Genomic DNA, 24,157 nt, shown 5'->3' with positions numbered 1-24,157 from the left:
TTCGAGCCGCCGCTCAGCAGCCGTCGCGGGCCACGCCCTGGACCGTCACCGGCAGGCGGCCCTTCGCGGGCTGCGCACCGGTCAGCACGTCGACCAGCGCCTCCATCGCCGCAGGCGTGTCCCCGTAGGTGGCCAGGCGCGTCGGGGCACTCACCCGGCCGAGCACCCACGGGCTGTCGGTGGCCACCGCGACCTCCCCGTCGACGGGGGCGTCGCGGTAGCCGGTGAAGCCCACCTGGGCGCCCGCGGCGAGGCGGGCGTCCTCGCGTGCGGTCCAGGCGGCCAGGCGCTCCGACCGCTTCGCCTCGGCCGCCTTCCAGGCGCGCACCCGCTTGCGGAACGCAGGTTTGCGCTCCTTCTTCCTGCGCTCCGGGCGGGGCTCGGCCGTGGCCAGCGCCGCCGGCGGCGAGCGACGCGCCAGCACGGTGATGCCCGCCGCGCGCGCGGCCGCGGTGAACGCACCCACCGCGCCCGCGTCGCCGTAGGCGTGCACCGTGTCGCCGACCAGCCGGCCCGAGCACGCGCCGTGGGTGAGCGTCACCGCGGCGGCCGACAGGCGTCGCGAGGCGGCACGTGCCGAGTCGGGAGGCGCGGCCCCGGTGCCCGATCCTTCGGTGCCGGTGCCGGTGCCGGTGCCGGTGCCGGTGCCGGCGTCGGCGAGGTGCGTCAGCAGGGCGATCTGCCGTGCCGCGGCCTGCTCGAGGCGCCGGCGAGGCAGGTCGTCGCGGCGCACCGCGCGGACCAGCGCGGCGCGGGCGGCGGCCGGCGACGGCGGCATGAGCAGGACGTCGGAGCCGGCCCGCATCGCCTGCACGGCCGTCCGCCCCGGGTCGCGGCCGCGCGTCACCGCCGCCATCTGGAGCGAGTCGGTCACCACGAGCCCCTCGAACCCGAGGTCCTCGCGCAGCAGGCCGGTCACCACCTTGCGCGACAACGACGAGGGCTCGCGCCGGTCCACGGCGCGCACGTCGAGGTGGCCCACCATGACCGCGGGCAGCCCGGCCTCGACACTGCGCGCGAAGGGCACGAGGTCGGTGTCCCTCAGCTCGGCCAGCGACTTCGTCTGCACCGGCAGGCTGAGGTGGCTGTCGGCCGGCACCGACCCGTGGCCCGGGAAGTGCTTGATGACCGGCAGCACGCCGGCCGAGACGAACCCGTCGGCGGCCGCGACCACCTGCTCGGCCACGATCGCCGGTCGCGACGACGCCGAGCGCGACCCGATCGTCGGGTCCTCCGGCCCGGAGGTGACGTCGGCGACGGGCGCGAGGTCGGCGGTGAACCCGAGGCCGCGCAGCTCCGCCGCTCCGGCGGCGTACACCTCCTCGGTCAGCGCGGCGTCGTCCGCGGCCCCGGTGCTCATGAACGCGGGGAAGCGGGTCGCGGCGCCGCGCAGCCGCTCGACCACCCCACCCTCCTGGTCGACGGCGAGGAAGAGCGGCCACTTCCGCGGGACCCGACGAGCGAGCGTCCGGTTGACCGACCTCACCTGGTCGGCGGAGGCGACGTTCGCACTGAAGGCGATCACCCCGCCGAGGTGGAGGTCGCGCACCATCCCCACGGGCGCTGCCGTGCCCGCCCAGTCGGCGACGATCACCTGTCCGGCGAGGTCGGGGAGCCGCATCCGGCCGACGGTCCGCGCGGCCCGGTCGAGCTCGGCGCGGTCCGGCCCCCACCCCTCCACCAGCCCGAGCTCCTCGGAGGGGGTCGGCGGCACCGTGGGCGTACTCGTGGCAGCCGGGCCCCCGCTCGAGGGATCCTCGTCCTCCCCCGGTGCCGCGCCGTCACAGGCGGCCAGCGAGGCGACCGCAGCGAGGGAGACGCCGAGGCTCGCCAAACGGGTGGCCGGACGCGAGCGCATCCAGCCATGGTGGCACGCCCTCGGGAGCCCGCCCGCTCGTCGCGCCACCGCCCTCTCCCTCTCCCTCTCCCTCTCCCTCTCTCCTGTCATCTGAGTCTCCGGGCGACTCAGATGACAAGGCGGCCCCGCAGAAGGAGCCCGCACCCCCACGCGTCGTCCTGCCACCTGAGTCTCTCCGCGACTCAGGTGCCAGTGCGGGCGGGTGGTCGCACCGGGATTGAGCTGGCCTGTGGACGAGCGATCGCCGGTTGTCGGTGCGGACGACTGGGATGGCAGGACCGAGGACGAGACGACGTCCACGACCGACGGAAGGGGCTGAGAGATGCGGACGACGGAGGAGTGGGACGCGGAGTGCGAGTGGACCGACGACGAGGTGGAGTGGTACCTGATGGGCCCGTTCGACGGAGGCGTGCCCGGTCTCGTGCGCCGCATCAGGCGGATCCTGGACGTGTCGCAGCGCGGGCTGGCGGCCATGATCGGGGTGTCGCAGTCAGTCGTCGCGAGGTGGGAGACCGGCCGCACCAGCCCGCGGGTGAGCGTGATGCAGCACCTGCTCGGCCTCGCCGGACTGGGCAGCACCGTCCACGACGCCGACAGCGGCGAGGTCGTCGAGCCGATGCGCGACGACGGGGCGCGGGACCGGGGCGGGAGGCGCTACCCCGCCCACGTCGACCTCAAGGCCACCGGGTGGTACGTCCCGCGCGGCCTCGAGTGCACGCCCGAGCCCGCTCGGTGGCGGCGCGCCTCACGCGCCCGGAGGGAGCCGCTCGTCCTCCACCACACCTCGCCCTACTGGCGCTGGCTCCAGCGGCGCGTGTTCGGCACGCCCGTCGACCATCCGGCGTCCCGCCAGCTGGCGGCCGAGGCCGAGCACCTCGACGAGGTGAGGGAGGCCCGCCAGCAGCAGTGGCGGGCCGCCTGACCCCGGCTGGCCACAACCGACCTCAGCCGGCGAGCCGCTCCCGCTCGGCCCCGATGGTGGTGTCGGGACCGTGGCCGGTGTGCACGACCGTCTCGTCGGGCAGCTCGAGGAGCCGCGACCGGATGGACTCCTTGATCAGGTCCTCGTCGGAGTAGGAGCGACCGGTCGCCCCGGGCCCGCCCTGGAAGAGGGTGTCACCGGTGAAGACGCACCCGAGGTCGTGGACGTAGAGGCACACGGCGCCGGGAGCGTGGCCCGGCGTGTGGATCACCGTGACGGCCGCCCCGCCGATCGTGAGCGTCTGACCGTCGGCGAGGTCGACGTCCCAGAGCTCGGCCCCCTCCTCGTCACCACCGTGGGTCAGCTCCCACAGCGGCCGGTCGTCGGGGTGCAGCAGCACGGGCGCCCCGGTCCGGCGGCGCAGCTCGGGCGCGACCCGCACGTGGTCGTCGTGCGCGTGCGTGCACACGATCGCCTTCACGGCGCGGCCGCCGACGACCGCGAGGATCGCGTCGACGTCGTGCGGGGCGTCGATGACCAGGCACTGCTCGTCGTCCCCGATCACCCACACGTTGTTGTCGACGTCGTAGGTCTCTCCGTCGAGGGAGAACGTGCCCGAGACGACGCCGTGGTCGACCCGCACGCCGCGCGGCCCGGTCATCAGAGCACCACCACCGAGCGGAGCACGCTGGGGCCGTCTTCTGGCCCGTGGTGCATCTTCTCGAACGCCGCCTCGACGTCGCCGATGCCGATCTCCTCGGTCACGAAGGCGTCGAGGTCGAGCCGGCCCTGCTGGTAGAGGTCGACCAGCATCGGGAAGTCGCGCGAGGGCAGGCAGTCGCCATACCAGGAGGACTTCAGCGAGCCGCCGCGGCCGAAGACGTCGATGAGCGGGATCTCGGGGATCGTCATGTCCGGCGTCGGCACACCGACGAGGACGACGGTGCCGGCCAGGTCGCGGGCGTAGAAGGCCTGCTTCCACGTCTCCGGGCGACCGACGGCGTCGATCACCACGTCGGCCCCGCCCTCGTGGCCGGTGTCGTCCTGCGGCGGGGTCAGCTCGCGGATGGCGGTCACGGCGTCGACCTCGGCGGAGTTGACCGTGTGGGTGGCACCCATCGAGCGCGCCATCTCGAGCTTGCGGTCGTCGATGTCGACGGCGATGACCCGGGACGCTCCGGCGAGTGCGGCGCCCGCGATCGCTGCGGCACCGACGCCGCCGCAGCCGATGACGGCGACGGTGGAGCCGCGGGTCACGTTGCCCGTGTTGATGGCAGCACCCAGGCCGGCCATCACCCCGCACCCGAGCAGGCCGACGGCGGCGGGACGCGCCGAGGGGTCGACCTTCGTGCACTGGCCGGCCGCGACCAGCGTCTTCTCGGCGAACGCCCCGATGCCCAGCGCCGGCGACAGCTCGGTGCCGGCGAGGTCGCCCTCGGCGAGCGTCATCTTCTGGGTGGCGTTGTGGGTGGCGAAGCAGTACCACGGCTCACCGCGGTTGCAGGCGCGGCACTCGCCGCACACCGCGCGCCAGTTGAGGACGACGAAGTCGCCCGGCTCGACGCTCGTGACGTCCGGGCCGACCGACTCCACGACGCCGGCGGCCTCGTGGCCGAGCAGGAAGGGGAAGTCGTCGTTGATCCCGCCCTCGCGGTAGTGGAGGTCGGTGTGGCACACCCCGCAGGCCTGGATCTTCACGACCGCCTCGCCCGGGCCGGGGTCGGGGACGTTGATGGTGGTGAGCTGCACCGGCTCGCCCTTCGCGAGCGCGACGACCGCCTGGACCTGCTGCATCGATGTGCCTCCTCTGTGTCTGGGTCGACGCGAACGCTGCGACGCCGACCCCACAGATGCAACCACCCCGGGTGTCACGGTGTGCTCACCGGGACCCGGGCCAGCCCCGGGTGCCGCTCAGTCCAGGTCGGTCTTGAAACTGGCGAGCAGGGAGTCGGTCACACCCTGCATCTCGTCGTCGGTCAGCGGCTGCGGCACGCCGTCGAGGTTGTGCCGGATGGTGATGGTCCAGCTCGAGTCGAGGAACATCACCCCGAAGGTGTGCACGCGGTACTGCGGGTCGGACGTCTCGTCGACGACGTGCCAGGCGTTGTACTTGCCGCCGGCCACCGCGTCGTCCTGGCGCACCTGGACCTTCGGGCCGTCGTGCTGGCGGATCCACTCCTTCGCGAAGGCGTCGAGCGAGGCCGTGTCGGTCAGCGCCGGCGCCAGCGTCACGCCGCTCTGGCCGTCGCGGAAGCCCTGCACGATGCCGAAGTCGCTGTTGCGGGTGTAGGTCGCCAGGCCGTGCATGCTGGCGCCGGGGACCTTGATCCGGGGCCCGTCCGCCGGCTCCACGACCGTGCTCGTCGCGGTCGGGACCGGGGTCGGCGGGGCGGACGACGACGTGGGCGAGCCGCCGACCGGGTCGGCGTCCGTGCCCTCCCCCGACGACTGGCACCCGCTGGCCAGGACCGCGACCAGACCGACGCACGCCGCCACCAGACGGACCCGCTCTCCCCGAGACATCATGCGCGGGAGCCTATCGGGCCGGACGACACGTCCCGGGGCACCGCGTTTTCCCTGGAGGATGCCTCGCGAGGCAGTTCGCCCACATAGGGTGGTTTTGGTTCTGCGACGAGGGGGAAAGGACAGATCATGCTGCCGTTGGAAGACCGTGAACTGCTCAACCAGACCATGGTCGGGCTCAACATCGATCCCGAGACGACCGCCTCCTTGATGGCCTCCTTCGACAAGGCCGCCGAGGGCGTCGTCAACAATCCCGTCGTGCCCGTCGCGAGCACCTCGTTCGGTCAGTCCTACACCGGTGGATACCGCCTCGGCACCAACACCGAGATGGCCCACCAGACCGTCGCCGACGAGCTCAAGAAGATGGCGGCCGGGCTGCGCGGGATGGCCGAGTCGGTGGAGCTCTTCAACAAGGACATGGAGACGACGACCGAGCAGACCGCCGCGACGATGCGCCTGATCCAGACGTCGACGAGCTGCGTGGCTGCCCCCGACTTCGGCACCGACCAGTGCACCATGCCCACCGAGGAGGACTGAGCCGTGACCAAGGGACCCAACCGTCAGGTTCTCGACACCTACCTCGACTCCGCGGCCGGGGGTGAGATCAAGAACGCCGGCGACGCCTGGAAGGAGAAGGCCGCCGACCTGAAGGTGCTGGGCGACGCCCTCAGGAACGCCGCTCAGCAGGCCGAGCTCCGCATCGGCGAGTCGACCCTCACCGGTCCGGCCCTGCGCGCCGGGATGGAGGAGTCGGCGACCTCGATCATCGCGAAGTCCGAGCAGCTCGAGGCGGCCGGCGAGGCCCTGCGCCAGGTGGGACTCCAGATCGAGGACACCCGGACCACGCGCGACAACATGGCTGACCTCGGCGACAAGCCGGCTCCCTACCAGGCTCCCGCGGGCACGCCCGGCGTCGAGCCGACCAAGGAGGAGCTGCAGGCGCAGGCGGCCGCGTCCAGCGCGCGGGCCAACGCGCGCTCGTCCTGGCAGGCGGAGTACGAGAAGCAGGAGGCCAAGGCTCTCGCGCTCACCAAGGACCTCGATGCGGCCTTCCTCGGTGCGATCCCGCCGATGAAGGAGATCCACGGGCAGCCCGACCCGACCGAGCCGCCGCCCAGCGTCCCGACCGGTCCGTCGGGTCCCTACCTGCCGGGCACCAAGGCGCCGGGCGTTCCGACGACGCCCGAGGGTCCCGGCAACGGCAACCCGCCGGGCACCTGGAACCCGACCCCGCAGCCGCCCACCGGCCCCCCGATCCCTGAGCCGCCCCCCGGCGACCCGACTCCTCAGCCGCCCACCGGCAACCCGCCCCCTCCGCCCACCACGGAGCCGACTCCGCCGACCCACACCCCGCCGACCCACACCCCGCCGACCCACACCCCGCCGGGCACGACCCCGACCTACCCGGGAGCCACGCCGGGCGAGACCAGCACGGTCGCGGGCTCGTCGCAGGGCGGGGTGAGCTACACCCCCGGCGGCTCGCAGGTGGCGGCGCCCGGCGCGGCGGGCGCGGCCGGAGCGGGCGCCGGCGGCGTCAACGCCGCGGCGATGGGCGCTGCCGGTGCGGCCGGCGGTGCCAGCGGCATGATGGGCGGCGTCCGCGCCGGCTCGGTGTCCTCCCCCGGTTCGTCCACCACCCGACCGATCGGAGCCACCGGTCGCAGCGGCAGCGCCGGCGCGTTGTCGCGTCCGACCAGCGCGGGTGCGGCAGGTGCGACCGGACGCGGCGGCGCGGCGGCCGGCAGCCCCACCTCGCGCGGAGCCGGCTCGGCGGCCGCACGCGGGGCCTCCACCGGTGGGTCGTCAGCCCGCGGTGCCGGCTCGGCGGGCAGCCGCGGCGCGGCGGCCGGCTCGAGCACCGGCTCCCGCTCCGGCGGGCGCGGCTCGAGCGGGGCCCGCGGTGCGGGTGCAGCGGCTGGTGGCGCCTCCGGGCGCGGCGGCCGCAAGGGCGACCGCGACCAGGCCGCAGAGCGCGACAGCCTGGTCTACGACCAGGACTGGCTCGGCGACGACGAGGTCGCTCCGAGCGTCCTCGACTGACGACCACGGCGCACGAGTGCGCGTGACGAAGGCCCCCGCTCTCGGGCGGGGCCTTCGGCGTCCCCGATGGGGCAACGGTGGGGCAACGGTGCCGGAGCGGTCAGGCCACGACGGTCGTGATCGGCTGCGAGGAGTCGGCGGGGAGGTCGAGCGAGGAGGGCGTACGCCCCCGTGCGACGAGCTCGGCGCCGAGCGCGGCGACCATGGCCCCGTTGTCGGTGCACAGGCCCGGGCGCGGCACCCGCACCCGGATGCCACGGGCGGTGGCGCGCTCCTCGGCCATGGCACGCAGGCGGCTGTTGGCAGCCACCCCGCCGCCGATCAGGATGTCCTCGATCCCTCGGCTCGTCGCCGCGTCGATCGCCTTGCGGGTCAGCACGTCGCATACGGCCTCCTGGAACGACGCGGCCACGTCGGCGACGTCGATCGCGGCCCCCGAGCGCTGCTGGGCCTCCACCCAGCGGGCCACGGCGGTCTTCAGTCCGGAGAAGGAGAAGTCGAAGCGGTGACGCTCGAGGTCGCGCCGGCTGGTGAGCCCGCGCGGGAAGTCGATGGCGACGCTGTTGCCCGAGCGCGCCTGCTTGTCGATGTGGGGGCCGCCGGGGAAGGGCAGGCCGAGCAGCCGGGCGACCTTGTCGAAGGCCTCCCCCGCGGCGTCGTCGATGGTGGCGCCCATCGGCTCCACGCCGACCGTGACGTCGGTGACCTCCAGCAGGCTGGAGTGACCGCCCGAGACCAGCATCGCCAGGCACGGCTCGGGCAGCGGACCGTGCTCGAGCTGGTCGACGGCGACGTGGGCGGCGAGGTGGTTGACGCCGTAGATCGGCTTGCCGAGGCCGAGCGCGAGCGCCTTGGCGCTCGCCACGCCCACCAGCAGCGCGCCGGCGAGCCCGGGCCCGCTGGTCACGGCCACCGCGTCGATGTCGGACAGGGAGATGCCGGCGGTCTCGGCGGCCCGCTCGATCGTGGGCACCATCGCCTCGAGGTGGGCGCGGCTGGCGACCTCGGGCACGACGCCGCCGAAGCGGGCGTGCTCCTCGACGCTGCTGGCGACGGTGTCGGCGAGCAGCGTGTGGCCTCGGACGATGCCGACGCCGGTCTCGTCGCACGAGGTCTCGATGCCGAGGACGAGCGGTGCGTCAGTCATGGGCGGTCTCCGTCTGCTCCCTCGCCGCGCCCGGGAGCCAGCGGCACATCACCAGCGCCTCCGACCCGTCGCGGTAGTAGTGCGGTCGTACGTCGATGACGCTGAACTGCCGGGCGACGTAGAACCCGACGGCGGGCGCGTTGGCCACGCTCACCTCCAGCAGCATCCGCGAGGCGCCGTCGGTGTCGACGAGGAGCTCCTCGAGGAGCCGGGAGGCGAGGCCGGCGCGGCGCGCGTCGGGGCGTACGCCGATGCGCAGCAGGTCGACGATGTCGCCGGCGGTCATCGTCACCGCGTAGCCGGAGAGGTCGTCGGCGACCAGGAAGCGTCGCCCGGGCCCCTCGATCTCCTCGCGCACGAGCGCCTCGCTCCACGCGTCGGGACCGAAGAGCTCCTGCTCGAGGGCGAGGAGTGCCGGCAGGTCGGCGAGCGTGGCGGGACGGATCACGAGACGGGCTTCCGGGGTGCGCCGGCGACCGCGTCGGGGCGGCGCAGGTAGAGGGGCTCGGGGTCGAGCAGCTCGACGAGCTCGTCGGCCACGCCGACGGCCAGCCAGCCGGCGCCCGGCCGGGTGGGAGCGATCGCGTGGGGGAACGCGTCGGGGTAGAGCTCGGGACCGGCGCCGGCGACGGGTGCGCCCGTGGCGACCTCTGCCGGGCGGGTCACGACGGGGCCCTCGAGGCGGCGGCCGTCGGCGTCGTAGGAGGCGAGGTAGACCTCCTTGCGGCGCGCGTCGGTGGCGACGAGGAACCCGCCGTCCGGTGCGCCGGCGCCGACGACCTCGAGGGCGACGGCGTCGAGCGAGCACACGCCGTAGACCGGGACGTCGAGGACGAAGCCGAGGGTGCGCGCGGTGACGACGCCGACCCGGAGCCCGGTGAACGGTCCGGGGCCGACCCCCACTGCGACCCCGGAGAGGTCCTGCCGCACGATGCCGGCGTCCTCCATCGCGCGGGCGATGAGCGGCGCGAGGTGCTCGCCGTGCTTCATCGGCTGCTCGGAGGAGTGCTCGACGACCACCCGCTCACCGTCGTGCAGGGCGACGGAGACCAGCGGGGTCGCGGTGTCGAAGGCGAGCAGCACGGCGTCGAGGCTACTGTCCGACGATCCAGCGCAGCGAAACCCGGCGCGGGTCGGCCCCGTCGTCGGCCGGCGCGTCGCCCACCGTCCGCTCGATCACGACCTCGAGGCGCGACTCGGCCAGCCCCTCGGCCAGGCCCGCCCCCCACTCGACGACGGTCACGGCCGTGTCGAGGGAGGTGTCGAGGTCGAGGTCGTCGAGCTCGTCGAGGCCGCCGAGTCGGTAGGCGTCGACGTGCACGAGGTCGGGCCCCTCCCCCAGCGCGGGGTGCACCCGGGCGATCACGAACGTCGGCGACGTCACGCCGCCGCGCACGCCGAGCCCCTCGCCCAGGCCCTGGGTGAACGTCGTCTTGCCGGCGCCCAGCTCACCGGTGAGCACCACCAGGTCGCCGGCGACCAGGCTGGCGCCGACCCGGGCCCCGAGCCGGCGCATCGTCTCCGCGTCGGGGGCGTCGAACGACGTGCCCAGCCACCTCGCGAGCTCGACGTAGGGGCTCGCGCCGCCCGTGACGACGAAGTCGTGGGCCTCCCAGAACGCGACGGTGCCGGGCAGCTCCTCGCGGGCGACGACCCGCACCGCCGACCGCCCGGCGGACGCCTCCACGGCCGCCTCGACGAGTGCGGTGGCCACTCCCCTGCCCTGCGCCGCCGGTGTCACGCCGAAGCGGCGGAGCACCAGCCCGTCGGGCCCCGGGTCGAGGACGACGCAGCCGACCGGCTCCCCGTCGAGGCACGCCAGCAGACCACCCCGGCGCGCGAGCAGGCGCCGCAGGGAGTCGACGTCCTCGCCCAGGGCGTCCGCCGGCGGGTCGAGGGCCGGGCGGGCACCGAAGGCCTCCCGCACCACGGCCAGCACGTCGGCGGCCGACTCGGGGCCGACCCTGCGCACGACGAGGCTCACGACAGGTCCTGCCCCTGGGCCAGCGAGATCAGGTCGTCGAGCTCGGCGGTGACCTGCTTGTGGCGCTCGAGCAGCACCATGTGGCCCGCGCCCTCGCACTCGAGCAGGCTCGAGCCCGGGATCCGGCTGTGCAGCTTGCGGCTGTGACCGACGGAGGTGATCTTGTCGGCGGTGCCGCAGATGATCGAGGTGGGGACCTGCCCCAGGGGCGCGAGGTGGTCGAAGTGGTCGAGGGTGGCGAAGGCGGGGTAGAAGTCCGCGACCACCGCGAACGGCGTCGCGTCGAGCATCGAGTAGACGAAATCGACGTGCGAGGCGGGGACGTCGTCGCCGAAGGCGTAGCGGTCGGTGATGACGTCGGCGATCGCGTGGCCCCAGGACCGCGCGAGGTCGACGGCCTTGTGGCCGCGGTCGAGGGTGCGTACGGCACGGCCGACGAACCGCCCGCCGAGGCCGAGCGGCAGCATCGGGAACAGGATGCGACCCGGGTCGAGGCCTCCGGCCGTGGTGGAGATCAGCGCGGCGCCGCGGACCTTGTCGCCGAAGAGGTCGGGGTGCTGCTGGGCGAGCGAGATCACGCTCATCCCGCCCATGGAGTGGCCGACCACCACGCACGGACCGGGCACCGTCGTCTCGATGACGCGGCGCAGGTCGTGGCCGAGCTGCTCGATCGTGCAGTGCTTCTCGTCGGAGCGCGCGGAGCGGCCGTGGCTGCGCTGGTCGTAGAAGACGGTGCGCACCTGGCCGCGGTAGGCCGCGCGCTGGTAGTGCCAGCAGGCGAGGTTGAGGGAGTAGCCGTGCACGAACACCACGGTGAGGTCGTCGTCGGTCGTGGCGCGGCCGCCGAAGTCGGCGGGCTCGTCGATCTCCACGTGCAGGGCGAGGCCGTCGTCGGCGACCACCACCCGCGGCGGGCTGTGCAGCTCGCCGAAGGCGACCGTCTCCCCGGCGGCGCGGTTGCCGATGACGCGGTTCTGGCGCGCGATGCCCACGGCGCCGGCGGCGGCGGCCAGGCCCGCCGCGCCCACGACCGAGCCGAAGACGCGGCCCTTGACGCTCACGGTGCGGTCCCTCCGGGCTCGTCGCCGTCGACGTGCCGGCGGACGAACCGGCCGCCGATCCGGGTGACGATCTCGTAGCTGATCGTGCCCACCGCGTCGGCCCACTCCTGCGCGGTCGGCTCACCGGCGTCGCCGGGACCGAAGAGGACGACCTCGGTGCCGGGCGGCGGCAGCTCGCCGTGCAGCTCGATCACCAGCTGGTCCATGCACACGCGTCCCCGGACGGGGCGTCGCGAGTCGCCCACCCAGACGGCGGCGGTGTTGCCTGCTGCCCGCGGGACGCCCTCGGCGTAGCCGACCGGCACGACGCCGACGCTCGTGTCGCGCTCGGCGTGCCAGGTGTGCCCGTAGGAGACGCCGTCGCCGGCCCGCACCTCCTTGCTGAGCAGCAGGCGGGCCCGCACCGTCATCGCCGGCCGGAGGCCAAGGAGCGGGCTGACGCCGGGTGCCGGGTCGAGGCCGTAGGCCGCGATGCCGCAGCGGACCATGTCGAAGTGGGAGGACGGACGCAGGACCGCCGCCGCCGAGTTGGCCAGGTGGGCCACGTCCGGGTCGAGACCCGCCTCGGCGGCCAGCGCGAGGGCGTCGCGGAAGGCGGCCTCCTGCGCGTCGTTGGCCGGGTGCTCGGGCTCGTCGCTCGCGGCGAGGTGGGACCAGATGCCCGTGACGGTGATGCGGCCCTGGCGCTCGAGCAGGCTCGCCCTGGCGAACAGATCGGACCACTCCGCGCGGGGCGCGCCGCCGCGGGAGAGGCCGGTGTCGACCTTGAGCTGCACGCGGGCAGCGCCCACGGCGGCGATCTCCTCGAGCTCGGCCAGCGAGTAGGCGGTGACCTCGATGCCGGCCGCCACGGCGGCCGCGAAGTCGTCGCCCGGGGCGCTCAGCCAGCACAGCAGCGGGCCCGAGTCGCCGGCGGCCCGCAGGGCGAGCGCCTCCTCGATGGTGGCCACCCCCAGCCAGTCGGCCCCGGCATCGCGGGCGGCCGCGGCCACCTCGGCCATGCCGTGGCCGTAGCCGTCGGCCTTGACGACCACCATGAGCGCGACGGGGCCGTCGACGTTGACGAGGTCCTTGAGGATGCGCACGTTGTGGCGCACGGCGGCGAGGTCGACGACGATCTCGGCGCGTGGCGGCACAGGATCGCTCATGGGACGATCATCCCAAACCCGCGAGCGTGTCACGCACCAGGCGCGGGATCTGGTCAGCGACGCGGCCCGCGGTGAGCGGTCCGTCGCCGGACGCCTGCGTCGCTGCGGCGCCGTGCAGCCAGGAGCCCACGGACGCGGCGTCGAAGGGATCGAGGCCCGCGGCGAGCAGCGCGCCGATGAGTCCGGCGAGCACGTCGCCGGCCCCGGCGGTGGCGAGCCAGGGCACACCGGTGGTGGTGGCCCGCACCCGCCCGCCGGGGTCGGCGACGAGGGTGTGGTGGCCCTTGACGAGCACCACGCAGTCGAAGCGGTCGGCCGCCCGGCGTGCGTGCTCGAGCGGGGCTGCCTCGACCTCGGCGCGCTCCAGGCCGAGCATGGCGGCCAGCTCGCCGGCGTGCGGGGTGAGGACCCAGCCGGGCGCGCGGCCGTCGACGTGGCGCAGTGCGTCGGCGTCGGCCACGACGGGCACGTCGTCGGAGCGGGCCGCGGCGACCATCGCCTCGGCGTCGTCGCCGCCCCCGGGGCCCACGACCCAGGCCTGGACCCGTCCGTCGCCCACGACCTCCGGGTGCGCGCTGCGGACAGCGGCGGCGACCTCGTCGGGGCCGACGTAGCGCACCATCCCGGTGAGGCCGCACGCGGCGCCGGCGACCGCCAGCAGGGCGGCCCCGGGGTAGGTGCTCGACCCGGCGCGGACGCCCACCACGCCGCGGGTGTACTTGTGCGCGGTGGGTCCCGGCCGGGGCAGCAGGCGGCGGACGTCGGCCGGCTGGAGCGCCTCCACCGCCGGCGCGCCGAGGTCGCCGTCGTCGAGGCCGAGGTCGACGAGGTGGACCGCCCCGCTGGCCAGGCAGGCGGGGTCGACGAGGTGGGCGACCTTGTGGGTGCCGAAGGTGACCGTCAGGTCGGCGCGCACGTGCGCGCCGTCGAGGGTGCCGCCGTCGACGTCGACACCGGACGGCACGTCGACCGCGACCACCGGCACGCCGGCGAACCGCTCGAGCGCCGCCACCGCGTCGGGCCGCAGCCCGGGCCGGCCGCCGATGCCGACGATGCCGTCGACCACCACGTCGGGGTGGGGGTCGAGGTCGTCGGCGTTCCGGGTCGTACGCCCCCCGGCGGCGAGCAGCGCGGCGTGGCCCGCCTCGTGGGCGTGGTCGGCGAGCAGCAGACCCTCGACCGAGGCGCCGCGGGCGGCGAGCCGGGCACCCGCCCACAGCGCGTCGCCGCCGTTGTCGCCGGGCCCGACCAGCAGCAGGACGCGCCGGCCGTAGCCCCCGCCGAGCAGGTCGAGGACGGCGGCTGCCAGGCCTGCCGCGGCGCGCTGCATGAGTGCGCCCTCGGGCAGGCGCGCCATCGCGGCGGCCTCCGCGCGGCGTACGTCCTCGACGGTGTGGGCACGCAGCATCGCGACTCCTCAGGACTCCAGCACGACCACGGCCGAGGCGATGCCGGCGTCGTGCGACAGCGAGACGTGCACGTGCACGACCCCCAACGCCTCGGCGCGCGCGGCGACCGTCCCGCGGATCTCGAAGCGCGGCCGGCCGGTCTCCTCCGAGACGATCTCGGCGTCGTGCCAGGCCATCCCGACGGGCGCGCCGAGCGCCTTGGCCATCGCCTCCTTGGCCGCGAAGCGCGCGGCCAGCGACGCCGGAGGACGCACCGACTCGGCCTCGGTGAACAGTCGACCGCGCAGCCTTGGGGTGCGCTCGAGGGACTGCGTGAAGCGGTCGATGTCGACCACGTCGATGCCGACGCCGATGACCGGCATGCGTCTACTCGACCGTGACGGACTTGGCGAGGTTGCGGGGCTGGTCGACGTCGTGGCCGAGCAGCGTGGCGAGCTCGCACGCGAACAGCTGCAGCGGCACCACGGCCAGGATCGGCTGGAGGAGCACCGGCACCTGCGGCAGCGTGATGAGCTCGTCGGCGTAGGGGACGATGGTCGTGTCGCCCTCCTCGGCCAGGCAGATCGTCCGGGCGCCGCGCGCGCGGACCTCCTGGATGCCGCTGATCATCTTGTTGTGCAGGTGGTCGCGGCCCCGGGGCGGCACGACGCACAGGACCGGGAGCCCTTCCTCCACCAGCGCGATCGGCCCGTGCTTGAGCTCGCCGGCGGCGAAGCCCTCGGCGTGCAGGTAGGCGATCTCCTTGAGCTTGAGGGCCCCCTCCAGCGCAACCGGGTAGCCGGCGTGGCGGCCCAGGAACAGCACCGAGCGGTTGTCCACGTGGTCGCGGGCGAGCGCGTAGACCTGCTCGGCCTTCTCCAGCACGGTCTCGACGTGGCCGGGCATCTCGTCGAGCTGGTCCATCACCAGGGAGATCTCGTCGCCGAAGCGGGTGCCCTTGACCTGCGCGAGGTAGAGCGCGAGGAGGTAGCAGGCGACGAGCTGGGTGAGGAAGCCCTTGGTCGAGGCGACGCCGATCTCGGGGCCGGCGTGGGTGTAGATGACGCCGTCGGACTCACGCGGGATGGTCGAGCCGTTGGTGTTGCAGATGGCCAGCACCTTGGAGCGTTGCGCCCGGGCGTGCCGGATGGCCTGGAGCGTGTCGGCGGTCTCGCCGGACTGGCTGATCGCGACCACCAGGGTGGCGTTGGTCAGGATCGGGTCGCGGTAGCGGAACTCGCTGGCGAGCTCGACCTCGACCGGGATCCGGCACCAGTGCTCGATGGCGTACTTGGCGACCATGCCGGCGTAGAACGACGTGCCGGCCGCGATGATGATGATCTTGTCGATGTCGCGCAGGTCCTGGTCGGAGAGGCGCATCTCGTCGAGCTGCAGGTGCCCGTCGGCGCCGCGGCGGCCCAGCAGCGAGTCGGCGACGGCACGCGGCTGCTCGAAGATCTCCTTGCGCATGAACCAGTCGTGGCCGTCCTTCTCGGCGGCCGAGAGGTCCCAGTCGACGTGGTAGCGGCGGCCCTCGGCCGGGGTGCCGTCGAAGCCGGAGACGCTGACGCCCTCGCGGGTGATCGTGACGACCTGGTCCTGGCCGAGCTCCAACGCCTCGCGGGTGTGCTCGATGAAGGCGGCCACGTCGGAGCCGACGAAGTTCTCGCCCTCGCCGACGCCGACCACGAGCGGGCTGTTGCGGCGTGCCGCGACGACGCGGTCGGGGTCGTGGGCGTCGACGGCGACGAGGGTGAACGCGCCCTCGAGGCCGCGGCAGACGTTCTGCATGGCGACGGTCAGGTCGACGCCGGTCTCGAGCTGTTCCTCCAACAGGTGCGCCGCGACCTCGGTGTCGGTGTCGGAGGCCATCTCGATGCCGTCGGCCTCCAGGCGCGCGCGCAGGTCGGCGAAGTTCTCGAGGATGCCGTTGTGCACCAGCGCCACGCGACGCTGACGGCCCAGGTGCGGGTGGGCGTTGCGGTCCGTCGGCGGGCCGTGGGTGGCCCAGCGGGTGTGCCCGATGCCGGTGGTGCTGGCCGGGAGCGGGGCGTCGATGATCGCCTTCTCGAGGTTGGCGAGCTTGCCGGCGCACTTCTCCGACACGATCGACCCGGCGTCGACGAGCGCGATGCCGGCGGAGTCGTAGCCGCGGTACTCCAGGCGCCGCAGTCCCTCGATGATGACGCCCTGGGCCGGCTTGGGACCCACGTACCCGACGATTCCGCACATGGGCCGGGAGTCTATCGGCAGGGTGCTGCGCGGCCCGACGCAGCGGCGGTGCCACAATCGCACCCATGCCCGAGGACAGCGCGCCCTCCAACGGCGGCGAGTCCTCCCCCTACGTCGAGCTCGACCGGGCGGCGTGGGCGCAGCTGGCGGGCACGGCCGAGACCACCCTGACGCGCGAGGAGGTCGCCCGTCTCCGGGGTCTGGGCGACCAGCTCGACCTGCGCGAGATCGAGCAGGTCTACCTCCCGCTCTCGCGGCTGCTGAGCCTCTACGTCGCGGCCAACTCGCGCCTGCACCGCAAGCAGGAGGAGTTCCTGCACCGCGTCACCCCGCCGCGTACGCCGTTCGTGATCGGCCTCGCCGGGTCGGTGGCGGTCGGCAAGTCGACCACCGCGCGCGTGCTGCAGCAGATGCTCGCCCACTGGCCCGAGCACCCCAACGTCGCCCTCGTCACCACCGACGGCTTCCTGCTGCCCAACGCCGAGCTCGAACGCCGCGGGATCCTGCACCGCAAGGGGTTCCCGGAGTCCTACGACCGCCGGGCGCTGCTCAAGTTCGTCATCGACATCAAGTCGGGCCGCGACGAGGTCGAGGCGCCGATCTACTCCCACCTGGTCTACGACGTGCTGCCCGACGAGAAGGTCGTGGTCAAGCGCCCGGACATCGTGATCATCGAGGGCCTCAACGTCCTCCAGCCCGCACGGGTCCGCGAGGACGGACGCACCGGGCTGGCGGTCAGCGACTTCTTCGACTTCAGCGTCTACGTCGACGCTGCCCTGGCCGACATCAAGCGGTGGTACGTCGACCGCTTCCTGCGGCTGCGCGAGACCGCCTTCCGCGACCCGGCGTCCTACTTCCGCAAGTACGCCGCGCTCTCCCACGACGAGGCCGTCGACCAGGCCACCCGCATCTGGGACTCGACCAACGGGCCCAACCTCGTGCAGAACGTCGCCCCCACCCGCTCCCGCGCCAACCTGGTGCTCCGCAAGGACGCCGACCACTCCGTGCGCTACGTGCGGCTGCGCAAGCTCTGAGTGGCCTCAGAGCCGCTTCTGCAGCTCCAGCAGCGTCTCGATCGTGCGGTAGCCGAGCGCGTCGTTGACGGCGTTCATCCAGGTGTTGACCTCGGCGTTGGAGGTGTCGAGGGAGACCAGGCCGGGATGGGTGGCGAGGGCGAGGTCGTGCGTGGCGACCTTGAGCGCCAGGCCGAGCCGGCGGCCGCGGTGGACCGGGTCGACGAGGGTGATGCCGACCTGGCCGTGGGCCGGGTCGCTGTCGTCGACGCGTACGTCGGAGACACCCGCCACCGAGCCGTCCGGTGCGATCGCCAACGCCGTGTGGACGTGGCGGCCGATCGCGACCTGGCGCTGCTCGGCCTCGCGGATCCGCTCCGGCGTCCAGTCCGACGCCGTGAGGTCGAGCTCGCCGAGCGGGATCTCCGACATCAGCATGCCGAGGATCCGGCCGAACGACGCGAGGTGCTCCTCGGGGCACACGGTGTCGAAGGTGACGACGCGGTAGCCGTCGGGCACCGGCGCAGTCGCCACCAGCTCGTCGCGGCGGGCGCGGTAGTCAGCGAGCGCCAGCTCCTTGATCGACTCGCGGCTGGCGACGTCGTAGCCCATCGCCCGGGCGAAGTGCTCGGCCGGGCCGGACCCGCCGGGCGGGACGTAGGCCTCCCCCTGGATCGTCGTACGCCCGTCGCCCGCGGCCACGACCTCGAGCTCCTCGGCCAGCCGGCGCCCGATGCCCTGCCGCGTGCGGTCGGGGCGGACGTAGACGAACGCCATGGCGGAGTGCAGGTTGTCCTTGAGCGTCCGGGTGAGCAGGCCGGCCCCGACCATCTCACGGCCGTGGATCGCCCCGACGATCGTGACGCCCCGCTCGGGGTTGGGCGCCGGCAGGGCGACCCGGCTCTGCTCCCACACCGGCCACGGCATGCCGGGCCGCTCGGCCGTCGCCGCTCGCCCGACCTCCCACCACGCGCGGAGGGCCGCCTCGTTGCGCGGGTCGATCTGCTCGATGTCGACGCCCACGGCGGCGACGGTAGTCGGCGGGGCCTGCCGGGTCACCCCGATTAACGGCGTGCGCCCGGCGTCACGCTGCTGCAGGGTCGTCGGATGACGACCGACTCACCGCTCCGCAGCTGGCTGCGCACGGCGCTGCTCGACGCCCGCCGTGCTCCCGCGCGAGGCCGGCTGGCCCACTAGACACGCCCCGTCCCCGCTAGGACACCCGGATCCGGGCCGTTGAGCGGGGACATCCCCGCTCCAGCACCGCCACGCTCCCGCGCGAGTCTGGCTGGCCCACTACACACGTCCCGTCCCCGCTAGGACACCCGGATCCGGGCCGTTGAGCGGGGACATCCCCGCTCAACCCCGGTGGTCTTCGCCTGCCGACCTCATTCAGATCGCGTCGTCACACGATCTCGACCCACGTGCTCGATCAGTACGGCTAGAGCGCGAGCTCCCGGCGGACGACCTCGGCGAGCCGGGAGGCGACGTCCTGCGCCTCGTCCTCGCTGGGGGCCTCGACCATCACCCGCACGATCGGCTCGGTGCCGGAGGGACGGAGCAGGATGCGGCCGCGGTCGCCCAGGAGCGCCTCCTCCTCGGCGAGGGCCGCGGCGACCACCGCGTCCTCGTCGGCCCGCGACTTGTCGACGCCCGAGACGTTGAGGAGCACCTGCGGCAGCCGGTGGACCACCGAGGCGAGGTCGGCCAGCGACCTGCCGGTGGTCGCCATCCGCTCCAGCACGTGCAGCGCGGTCAGGATGCCGTCACCGGTGGTGGCGTGGTCGGCGAGGATGACGTGGCCGGACTGCTCGCCGCCGAGGTTGTAGCCGGAGACCCGCATCGCCTCGAGGACGTAGCGGTCTCCGACCTTGGTCTGGCGCACGCCGACGCCGGCCGCGCGCAGCGCCTGCACGAAGCCCAGGTTGCTCATCACCGTCGCGACGACGGTGTCCTTGGCGAGCTTGCCCTGCTCGCGCATGGACAGGGCGAGGATCGCGAGGATCTGGTCGCCGTCGACGACGTTGCCCTCGGCGTCGACGGCCAGGCAGCGGTCGGCGTCGCCGTCGAGCGCGAAGCCGGCGTGGGCGCCGTGCTCGACCACCGCGGCGCGCAGCGACTCCAGGTGCGTGGAGCCGCAGTTGTCGTTGATGTTGATGCCGTCCGGGTCGGCGTGGATCGCGATCACGGTCGCGCCGGCGTCCTCGAGGGCACGCGGGCCTGCGGCGTGCGCCGCCCCCTCGGCGCAGTCGAGCACCACCGTGAGCCCGGCCAGCGGATGGCTGATCGTGCTCTCGAGGTGGGCGGCGTACTCCTCCACTGCGGTGTCGTAGGCCCGCACGCGGCCGACGTCGCCGCCGGTCGGCCGCTCCCACGGCTCGCCCATCCGGCGCTCGACGGCGTCCTCGATGACGTCGTCGAGCTTGTGCCCGCCGCGCGCGAGGAACTTGATGCCGTTATCGGGCATCGGGTTGTGCGAGGCCGAGAGCACCACGCCGAGGTCGGCGCCGAGGCGGTCGGTCAGGTAGGCCACCCCCGGGGTGGGCAGCACGCCGAGCAGCAGCACGTCGACGCCGGCCGAGGCGAGCCCGGCCACGACCGCCGCCTCGAGGAACTGCCCGGAGATGCGGGTGTCGCGGCCCACCACCGCCAGGGGCCGGTGCCCCTCGAACTCACCGCGGTCGGCCAGCACGTGCGCCGCACAGACGGAGAGGTCGAGGGCAAGCTCGGCCGTGAGGTCGGCGTTGGCCAGGCCCCTGACCCCGTCGGTGCCGAAGAGTCGCGTCATGGCCCGGCAGCCTACGGGTCGTCGGTGCCTGACGCGGCACCGAGGCCGCACATGCGACGAGGCCCGCACCGTCGTAGGACGGTGCGGACCTCGAGGTGCAGGCTGGATCAGCGCTTGCTGAACTGCGAGGCCTTGCGGGCCTTCTTGAGACCGGCCTTCTTGCGCTCCACGACGCGGGCGTCGCGGGTGAGCAGCCCGGCCTTCTTGAGCGCGGGGCGGTTGGCCTCGGTGTCGATCCCGTTGAGGGAGCGGGCCACGCCGAGGCGCAGGGCGCCGGCCTGGCCGGCGATGCCGCCGCCGTGGATGCGGGCGATCACGTCGAAGCGACCCTCGAGCTGCAGCTCGACGAACGGCTCGTTGGCGATCTGCTGGTGCAGCTTGTTGGGGAAGTAGCTGTCCATCGAGCGACCGTTGATGGTCCACTCGCCGGTGCCGGGGACGATGCGCACGCGGGCGACGGCCTCCTTGCGACGGCCGGTGGCCGCGCCGGGGGCGATGGTCGCCGGGCGGGCCGGGGAGTCCGCGGAGGCGTCGCTCTCGGACGTGTAGGCAACGCCCTCGGCGTCGGTCTCGAAGGTCTCCTCGACCTCGGTGGTGTTCTCAGTCATCTGTGCGTCCTCAGTCGTCACTGGGAGATCTGCGTGATCTCGAAGGGAGTGGCCTGCTGGGCCAGGTGCGGGTGGTCGGGGCCTCCGTAGACCTTCAGCTTCTTCAGCATCTGGCGACCGAGCTTGTTCTTGGGGAGCATGCCCCACACCGCGTTCTCGATGGCCTTGCGCGGGTCCTTCTCGAGGAGCTCGCCGAACGGGGTGGCCGAGAGGCCGCCCGGGTAGCCGGAGTGGCGGTAGGCCATCTTGGTGGTCTTCTTGGACCCCGACAGCGACACCTTGGAGGCGTTCACGATGATCACGAAGTCGCCCATGTCCATGTGAGGAGCAAAGGTCGGCTTGTGCTTGCCGCGGAGGAGGTTGGCGGTCTGGACGGCGAGGCGGCCCAGGACCACGTCGGTGGCGTCGATGACGAGCCACTCACGCTGGATGTCAGCGGGCTTGGGGCTGTACGTGCGCACGGCGGTGTCCCGTTCTGGTTCGTTGGTCCCGGCCCTCGGACGAGGGCCGGCTGGTGCTGCTGCGGCTTCTGACGAACACGGCCCGGATCGCTCCCCCGACTCAGGGAGGATGACGTCCGGATCTGCACCCGGTCCCGGAGGGAGCGGACGCGGCAGGAGTCGCGACCATCAAGACTACGGCCCGCCCGCGGGGCGGTCAAAACGCCGGGGCACCACAATGGGCGCGTGCGCAACGGCGGCGTGTCCTTCTGGTGGCAGCAGGTCGGGCTGCCCTCCCCCACCGACCACCTGGCCGGCGACGCGTCGTGCGACGTGGCCATCGTAGGCGGGGGCCTCACCGGCCTCTGGACGGCCTTCTACCTCGCCGAGGCCGACCCGACGCTCGACGTGCGCGTCGTCGAGGCGAAGTTCGCCGGGTTCGGGGCGTCGGGGCGCAACGGCGGCTGGCTCTCCAGCGAGCTCGCCGGCAGCCCCCGGGCCTACGCCGCGGTGGCCGGCGAGGACGGCGTACGACGCCTGCGCGAGGCGTTGCGCTCGACGGTCGGCGAGGTGATCGGCGTGGCCGCCCGCGAGGGCATCGAGGCCGACATCGTGCGCAGCGGCGTGCTCACCGTCGCGCGCTCGGAGGCCCAGCGCCGGCGGCTCGGCGGCGAGCTCACCGCGGCACAGGTGGCCGAGCGGGTCCGGGTGGCCGGAGCCGTCGCCGGGCACTTCGACCCCGACTGCGCGCGGGTGCAGCCCGCCCGGCTGGTGGCGGGGGTCGCGCGCGCCGTCCGCGCGCGCGGCGTGCGGATCCACGAGGGCACGCGGGCCACGTCGGTCACCGCCGGGACGGTCGTCACCGACCGCGGCACCCTGACCGCGCCGGTGGTGCTGCGCTGCCTGGAGGGCTTCACCGCCGGGCTGCCCGGGCACCGCCGCGACTGGCTGCCGATGAACTCCGCCATCGTCGTCACCGAGCCGCTCGACCGGGCACGGTGGGACGAGATCGGCTGGAGCGGCGCGGAGCTGCTCGGCGACGAGGCGCACGCCTACTGCTACGCCCAGCGCACCGCCGACGGGCGCATCGCGATGGGCGGGCGCGGCGTCCCCTACCGCTTCGGCTCGCGCACCGACGTCGACGGCCGCACCCAGCCGCAGACGGTCGAGTCGCTGCGCTCGACCCTGACGACGCTCTTCCCGTCGCTGGCCGGCGTGCGGCTCGACCACGCCTGGTGCGGCGTGCTGGGCGTCCCGCGCGACTGGAGCGCGAGCGTGGCGTACGACCCCGCGACCGGTCTCGGCCACGCCGGCGGCTACGTCGGCTCCGGCCTGACCGCCACCAACCTGGCGGGTCGCACCCTGCGCGACCTCGTGCTCGGCCACGACACCGACCTGACCCGGCTCCCGTGGTCCGGGCACCGGGTGCGGAGGTGGGAGCCGGAGCCACTGCGGTGGGCAGGCGTGCACGCGCTGTACGGCCTCTACCGCACCGCCGACCGACGCGAGGACGCGGGGCTGGGTCGCACCAGCCGCATCGCCCGCGTCGCCCACCGCGTCGCCGGCCGGTGACGGCGTGCAGGGATCATGGGCGTCCCTCTGTCTGGACACCTGATTCGCGGTCGTTGCGGACGCCGGTCTAGGTTGAGGGGACCCCACAGACGTACAAAGACGTATGAACAGGAGCCGACGTGACCGACGTTGCGGCCAAGGATTCCCTGACTGTCACCGACAATCGGACCGGTCAGACGTATGACATCGCGATCACCGACAACACGATCGCGGCCAAGGACCTCGGGCAGATCCGCCTCGACGAGGAGCAGCCCGGACTCGCGACCTACGACCCCGGGTTCGTCAACACCGCCTCGTGCCGCTCGTCGGTGACCTACATCGACGGCGACAAGGGCATCCTGGAGTACCGCGGGTACCCCATCGAGCAGCTCGCGGAGAAGTCCAACTTCCTCGAGGTGGCCTACCTCCTCATCCACGGCGAGCTCCCCACCAAGGAGCAGTACGACGCCTGGGTGCACGAGATCACCTACCACACGTTCGTGCACGAGAACGTGAAGAACTTCATGCACGGCTTCCGCTACGACGCCCACCCGATGGGCATGCTGATGGCCTCGGTCGGCGCCCTGTCGACGTTCTACCCCGACGCCCGCAACATCAGCGACGCCGACAACCGGCACATGCAGATCGTGCGCATGATCGCGAAGATGCCGACCCTCGGCGCCTGGTCGTTCCGCCACGCGCAGGGCAAGCCCTACGTCTACCCCGACAACGACCTCGGCTACACCGCCAACTTCTTGTCGATGCTGTTCAAGATGAGCGAGCAGAAGTTCGAGGCCGACGAGCGCCTGGTCAAGGCCCTCGACGTCCTCTTCATCCTGCACGCCGACCACGAGCAGAACTGCTCGACCAACGCGGTGCGCTCGGTCGGCTCCTCGCAGGTCGACCCCTACTCGGCGGTCTCCGCCGGCATCGGCGCCCTCTACGGCCCGCTGCACGGCGGCGCCAACGAGGCCGTGCTGCGGATGCTCAAGCGCATCGGCAGCAAGGAGAACATCCCCGCCTTCATCGAGGGGGTGAAGGACGGCAACGAGCGGCTGATGGGCTTCGGGCACCGGGTCTACAAGAACTACGACCCGCGCGCCAAGATCATCAAGAAGTCCGCCGAGGACGTCTTCGAGGTCACCGGCACCAACCCGCTGCTCGACATCGCACTGGAGCTGGAGAAGATCGCGCTCGAGGACGAGTACTTCGTCAAGCGCAAGCTCTACCCCAACGTCGACTTCTACTCGGGCCTGATCTACGAGGCGTTCCAGTTCCCGCCGGAGATGTTCACGGTGCTGTTCGCCATCGGCCGCACGCCGGGCTGGCTCGCGCAGTGGTCGGAGCTGGTGCAGGACAAGGACCAGAAGATCGCCCGCCCGAAGCAGATCTACACCGGCGACCGCGAGCTGACCTTCACCCCCGCGTCCGAGCGCTGGGCCTGAGTCCCCGCT

General features: G+C 73.4%; 23 protein-coding genes. 6 read left to right on the top strand and 17 right to left on the bottom strand.

Going from position 1 to position 24,157, the window contains the following annotated elements; translation table 11 throughout:
• Positions 1-13: 13 nt before the first annotated feature.
• The gene (locus JX575_RS04225; RefSeq protein WP_186342387.1) at positions 14-1,858 is read right to left on the bottom strand and encodes a glycoside hydrolase family 3 protein; all 1,845 of its coding nucleotides are present in this window, start codon (positions 1,856-1,858) and stop codon (positions 14-16) included.
• Between the two features lie 322 nt (positions 1,859-2,180).
• On the opposite strand from JX575_RS04225, the gene JX575_RS04220 reads away from it, so the two are divergent.
• Positions 2,181-2,780, top strand: coding sequence for a helix-turn-helix transcriptional regulator (locus tag JX575_RS04220; protein WP_186342388.1), 600 nt, complete (start codon positions 2,181-2,183; stop codon positions 2,778-2,780).
• A 22-nt stretch (positions 2,781-2,802) separates the two neighbouring features.
• Here JX575_RS04220 and JX575_RS04215 read toward each other — a convergent pair whose 3' ends face one another.
• The 3 genes from JX575_RS04215 to JX575_RS04205 all read right to left on the bottom strand — a co-directional run bounded on the left by JX575_RS04215 (position 2,803) and on the right by JX575_RS04205 (position 5,306).
• Positions 2,803-3,441 (bottom strand): MBL fold metallo-hydrolase, encoded by a 639-nt coding sequence (locus JX575_RS04215; protein WP_186342389.1) that lies wholly within the window; start codon positions 3,439-3,441, stop codon positions 2,803-2,805.
• Positions 3,441-4,574 (bottom strand): S-(hydroxymethyl)mycothiol dehydrogenase, encoded by a 1,134-nt coding sequence (locus tag JX575_RS04210; protein WP_186342390.1) that lies wholly within the window; start codon positions 4,572-4,574, stop codon positions 3,441-3,443. The genes JX575_RS04215 and JX575_RS04210 overlap by 1 nt, the downstream gene beginning before the upstream one ends.
• A 117-nt stretch (positions 4,575-4,691) precedes the next feature.
• Positions 4,692-5,306: a hypothetical protein gene (locus JX575_RS04205; RefSeq protein ID WP_186342391.1), complete on the bottom strand. Its 615-nt coding sequence runs from the start codon at positions 5,304-5,306 to the stop codon at positions 4,692-4,694.
• Between the two features lie 135 nt (positions 5,307-5,441).
• On the opposite strand from JX575_RS04205, the gene JX575_RS04200 reads away from it, so the two are divergent.
• Positions 5,442-5,840, top strand: coding sequence for a hypothetical protein (locus JX575_RS04200; protein WP_186342392.1), 399 nt, complete (start codon positions 5,442-5,444; stop codon positions 5,838-5,840).
• A 3-nt stretch (positions 5,841-5,843) separates the two neighbouring features.
• Positions 5,844-7,343 carry a hypothetical protein gene (locus JX575_RS04195; RefSeq protein ID WP_186342393.1) on the top strand — a complete coding sequence of 500 codons (1,500 nt, stop codon included), beginning with the start codon at positions 5,844-5,846 and terminating at the stop codon, positions 7,341-7,343.
• A gap of 100 nt (positions 7,344-7,443) precedes the next feature.
• On the opposite strand, the gene tsaD is transcribed toward JX575_RS04195, so the two are convergent.
• The 9 genes from tsaD to glmS are packed head-to-tail and all read right to left on the bottom strand — an operon-like array spanning position 7,444 to position 16,303.
• Positions 7,444-8,490, bottom strand: coding sequence for a tRNA (adenosine(37)-N6)-threonylcarbamoyltransferase complex transferase subunit TsaD (gene tsaD / locus JX575_RS04190; protein WP_186342394.1), 1,047 nt, complete (start codon positions 8,488-8,490; stop codon positions 7,444-7,446).
• Complete coding sequence (locus tag JX575_RS04185) at positions 8,483-8,938, bottom strand: GNAT family N-acetyltransferase (RefSeq protein WP_186342395.1); 456 nt, start codon at positions 8,936-8,938, stop codon at positions 8,483-8,485. The genes tsaD and JX575_RS04185 overlap by 8 nt, the downstream gene beginning before the upstream one ends.
• Positions 8,935-9,573 (bottom strand): tRNA (adenosine(37)-N6)-threonylcarbamoyltransferase complex dimerization subunit type 1 TsaB, encoded by a 639-nt coding sequence (gene tsaB, locus JX575_RS04180; RefSeq protein ID WP_186342396.1) that lies wholly within the window; start codon positions 9,571-9,573, stop codon positions 8,935-8,937. Before tsaB ends, JX575_RS04185 begins: the two co-directional genes overlap by 4 nt.
• 10 nt (positions 9,574-9,583) lie before the next feature.
• Entirely contained in the window at positions 9,584-10,474 is an 891-nt protein-coding gene (tsaE, locus tag JX575_RS04175) for a tRNA (adenosine(37)-N6)-threonylcarbamoyltransferase complex ATPase subunit type 1 TsaE (RefSeq protein WP_186342397.1), read from the bottom strand.
• Positions 10,471-11,535 carry an alpha/beta hydrolase gene (locus JX575_RS04170; protein ID WP_186342398.1) on the bottom strand — a complete coding sequence of 355 codons (1,065 nt, stop codon included), beginning with the start codon at positions 11,533-11,535 and terminating at the stop codon, positions 10,471-10,473. The genes tsaE and JX575_RS04170 overlap by 4 nt, the downstream gene beginning before the upstream one ends.
• Entirely contained in the window at positions 11,532-12,683 is a 1,152-nt protein-coding gene (alr, locus tag JX575_RS04165; RefSeq protein WP_186342399.1) for an alanine racemase, read from the bottom strand. The genes JX575_RS04170 and alr overlap by 4 nt, the downstream gene beginning before the upstream one ends.
• Before the next feature lie 7 nt (positions 12,684-12,690).
• Positions 12,691-14,091, bottom strand: a complete 1,401-nt coding sequence (locus tag JX575_RS04160) for an NAD(P)H-hydrate dehydratase (RefSeq protein ID WP_186342400.1) — start codon at positions 14,089-14,091, stop codon at positions 12,691-12,693.
• Between the two features lie 9 nt (positions 14,092-14,100).
• Positions 14,101-14,454, bottom strand: coding sequence for a holo-ACP synthase (locus JX575_RS04155; protein ID WP_186342401.1), 354 nt, complete (start codon positions 14,452-14,454; stop codon positions 14,101-14,103).
• A 4-nt stretch (positions 14,455-14,458) separates the two neighbouring features.
• The gene (gene glmS / locus JX575_RS04150; protein WP_186342402.1) at positions 14,459-16,303 is read right to left on the bottom strand and encodes a glutamine--fructose-6-phosphate transaminase (isomerizing); all 1,845 of its coding nucleotides are present in this window, start codon (positions 16,301-16,303) and stop codon (positions 14,459-14,461) included.
• A 65-nt stretch (positions 16,304-16,368) separates the two neighbouring features.
• Here glmS and coaA point away from each other — a divergent pair, with 65 nt between their 5' ends.
• On the top strand, positions 16,369-17,337 hold the full coding sequence (gene coaA / locus JX575_RS04145) for a type I pantothenate kinase (protein ID WP_186342403.1): 969 nt from the start codon (positions 16,369-16,371) through the stop codon (positions 17,335-17,337).
• A gap of 6 nt (positions 17,338-17,343) precedes the next feature.
• Here coaA and JX575_RS04140 read toward each other — a convergent pair whose 3' ends face one another.
• The 4 genes from JX575_RS04140 to rplM all read right to left on the bottom strand — a co-directional run bounded on the left by JX575_RS04140 (position 17,344) and on the right by rplM (position 21,173).
• A complete protein-coding gene (locus tag JX575_RS04140; RefSeq protein WP_186342404.1) occupies positions 17,344-18,339 on the bottom strand; it encodes a GNAT family N-acetyltransferase in 996 nt (331 codons plus the stop codon).
• A gap of 418 nt (positions 18,340-18,757) precedes the next feature.
• Positions 18,758-20,104, bottom strand: coding sequence for a phosphoglucosamine mutase (glmM, locus tag JX575_RS04135; protein WP_186342405.1), 1,347 nt, complete (start codon positions 20,102-20,104; stop codon positions 18,758-18,760).
• 107 nt (positions 20,105-20,211) lie between these two features.
• The gene (gene rpsI, locus JX575_RS04130; RefSeq protein WP_186342406.1) at positions 20,212-20,712 is read right to left on the bottom strand and encodes a 30S ribosomal protein S9; all 501 of its coding nucleotides are present in this window, start codon (positions 20,710-20,712) and stop codon (positions 20,212-20,214) included.
• 17 nt (positions 20,713-20,729) lie between these two features.
• Entirely contained in the window at positions 20,730-21,173 is a 444-nt protein-coding gene (gene rplM, locus JX575_RS04125) for a 50S ribosomal protein L13 (RefSeq protein WP_186342407.1), read from the bottom strand.
• A 225-nt stretch (positions 21,174-21,398) separates the two neighbouring features.
• Here rplM and JX575_RS04120 point away from each other — a divergent pair, with 225 nt between their 5' ends.
• Together JX575_RS04120 and JX575_RS04115 are read left to right on the top strand one after the other, a co-directional pair.
• The gene (locus tag JX575_RS04120; protein ID WP_186342408.1) at positions 21,399-22,724 is read left to right on the top strand and encodes an FAD-binding oxidoreductase; all 1,326 of its coding nucleotides are present in this window, start codon (positions 21,399-21,401) and stop codon (positions 22,722-22,724) included.
• Positions 22,725-22,843: 119 nt separating this feature from the next.
• Positions 22,844-24,148, top strand: a complete 1,305-nt coding sequence (locus JX575_RS04115) for a citrate synthase (RefSeq protein WP_186342409.1) — start codon at positions 22,844-22,846, stop codon at positions 24,146-24,148.
• Positions 24,149-24,157 lie beyond the last annotated feature (9 nt).

The sequence above is a fragment of the Nocardioides sp. zg-1228 genome (genome assembly GCF_017086465.1).
Lineage (GTDB): Bacteria > Actinomycetota > Actinomycetes > Propionibacteriales > Nocardioidaceae > Nocardioides.
The sequence above is the reverse complement of the archived record's forward strand: the minus strand, read 5'-3'. Positions and strand labels throughout refer to the sequence as shown.

Coding starts and splice junctions, on each gene's coding strand:
- glmS (WP_186342402.1), bottom strand. CDS start 16,303: ATGTGCGGAATCGTCGGGTACGTGGGTCCCAAGCCGGCCCAGGGCGTC.
- tsaD (WP_186342394.1), bottom strand. CDS start 8,490: ATGACTGACGCACCGCTCGTCCTCGGCATCGAGACCTCGTGCGACGAG.
- JX575_RS04160 (WP_186342400.1), bottom strand. CDS start 14,091: ATGCTGCGTGCCCACACCGTCGAGGACGTACGCCGCGCGGAGGCCGCC.
- glmM (WP_186342405.1), bottom strand. CDS start 20,104: ATGACGCGACTCTTCGGCACCGACGGGGTCAGGGGCCTGGCCAACGCC.
- JX575_RS04155 (WP_186342401.1), bottom strand. CDS start 14,454: ATGCCGGTCATCGGCGTCGGCATCGACGTGGTCGACATCGACCGCTTC.
- JX575_RS04205 (WP_186342391.1), bottom strand. CDS start 5,306: ATGATGTCTCGGGGAGAGCGGGTCCGTCTGGTGGCGGCGTGCGTCGGT.
- JX575_RS04220 (WP_186342388.1), top strand. CDS start 2,181: ATGCGGACGACGGAGGAGTGGGACGCGGAGTGCGAGTGGACCGACGAC.
- rpsI (WP_186342406.1), bottom strand. CDS start 20,712: ATGACTGAGAACACCACCGAGGTCGAGGAGACCTTCGAGACCGACGCC.
- alr (WP_186342399.1), bottom strand. CDS start 12,683: ATGAGCGATCCTGTGCCGCCACGCGCCGAGATCGTCGTCGACCTCGCC.
- JX575_RS04210 (WP_186342390.1), bottom strand. CDS start 4,574: ATGCAGCAGGTCCAGGCGGTCGTCGCGCTCGCGAAGGGCGAGCCGGTG.
- coaA (WP_186342403.1), top strand. CDS start 16,369: ATGCCCGAGGACAGCGCGCCCTCCAACGGCGGCGAGTCCTCCCCCTAC.
- JX575_RS04215 (WP_186342389.1), bottom strand. CDS start 3,441: ATGACCGGGCCGCGCGGCGTGCGGGTCGACCACGGCGTCGTCTCGGGC.
- JX575_RS04225 (WP_186342387.1), bottom strand. CDS start 1,858: ATGCGCTCGCGTCCGGCCACCCGTTTGGCGAGCCTCGGCGTCTCCCTC.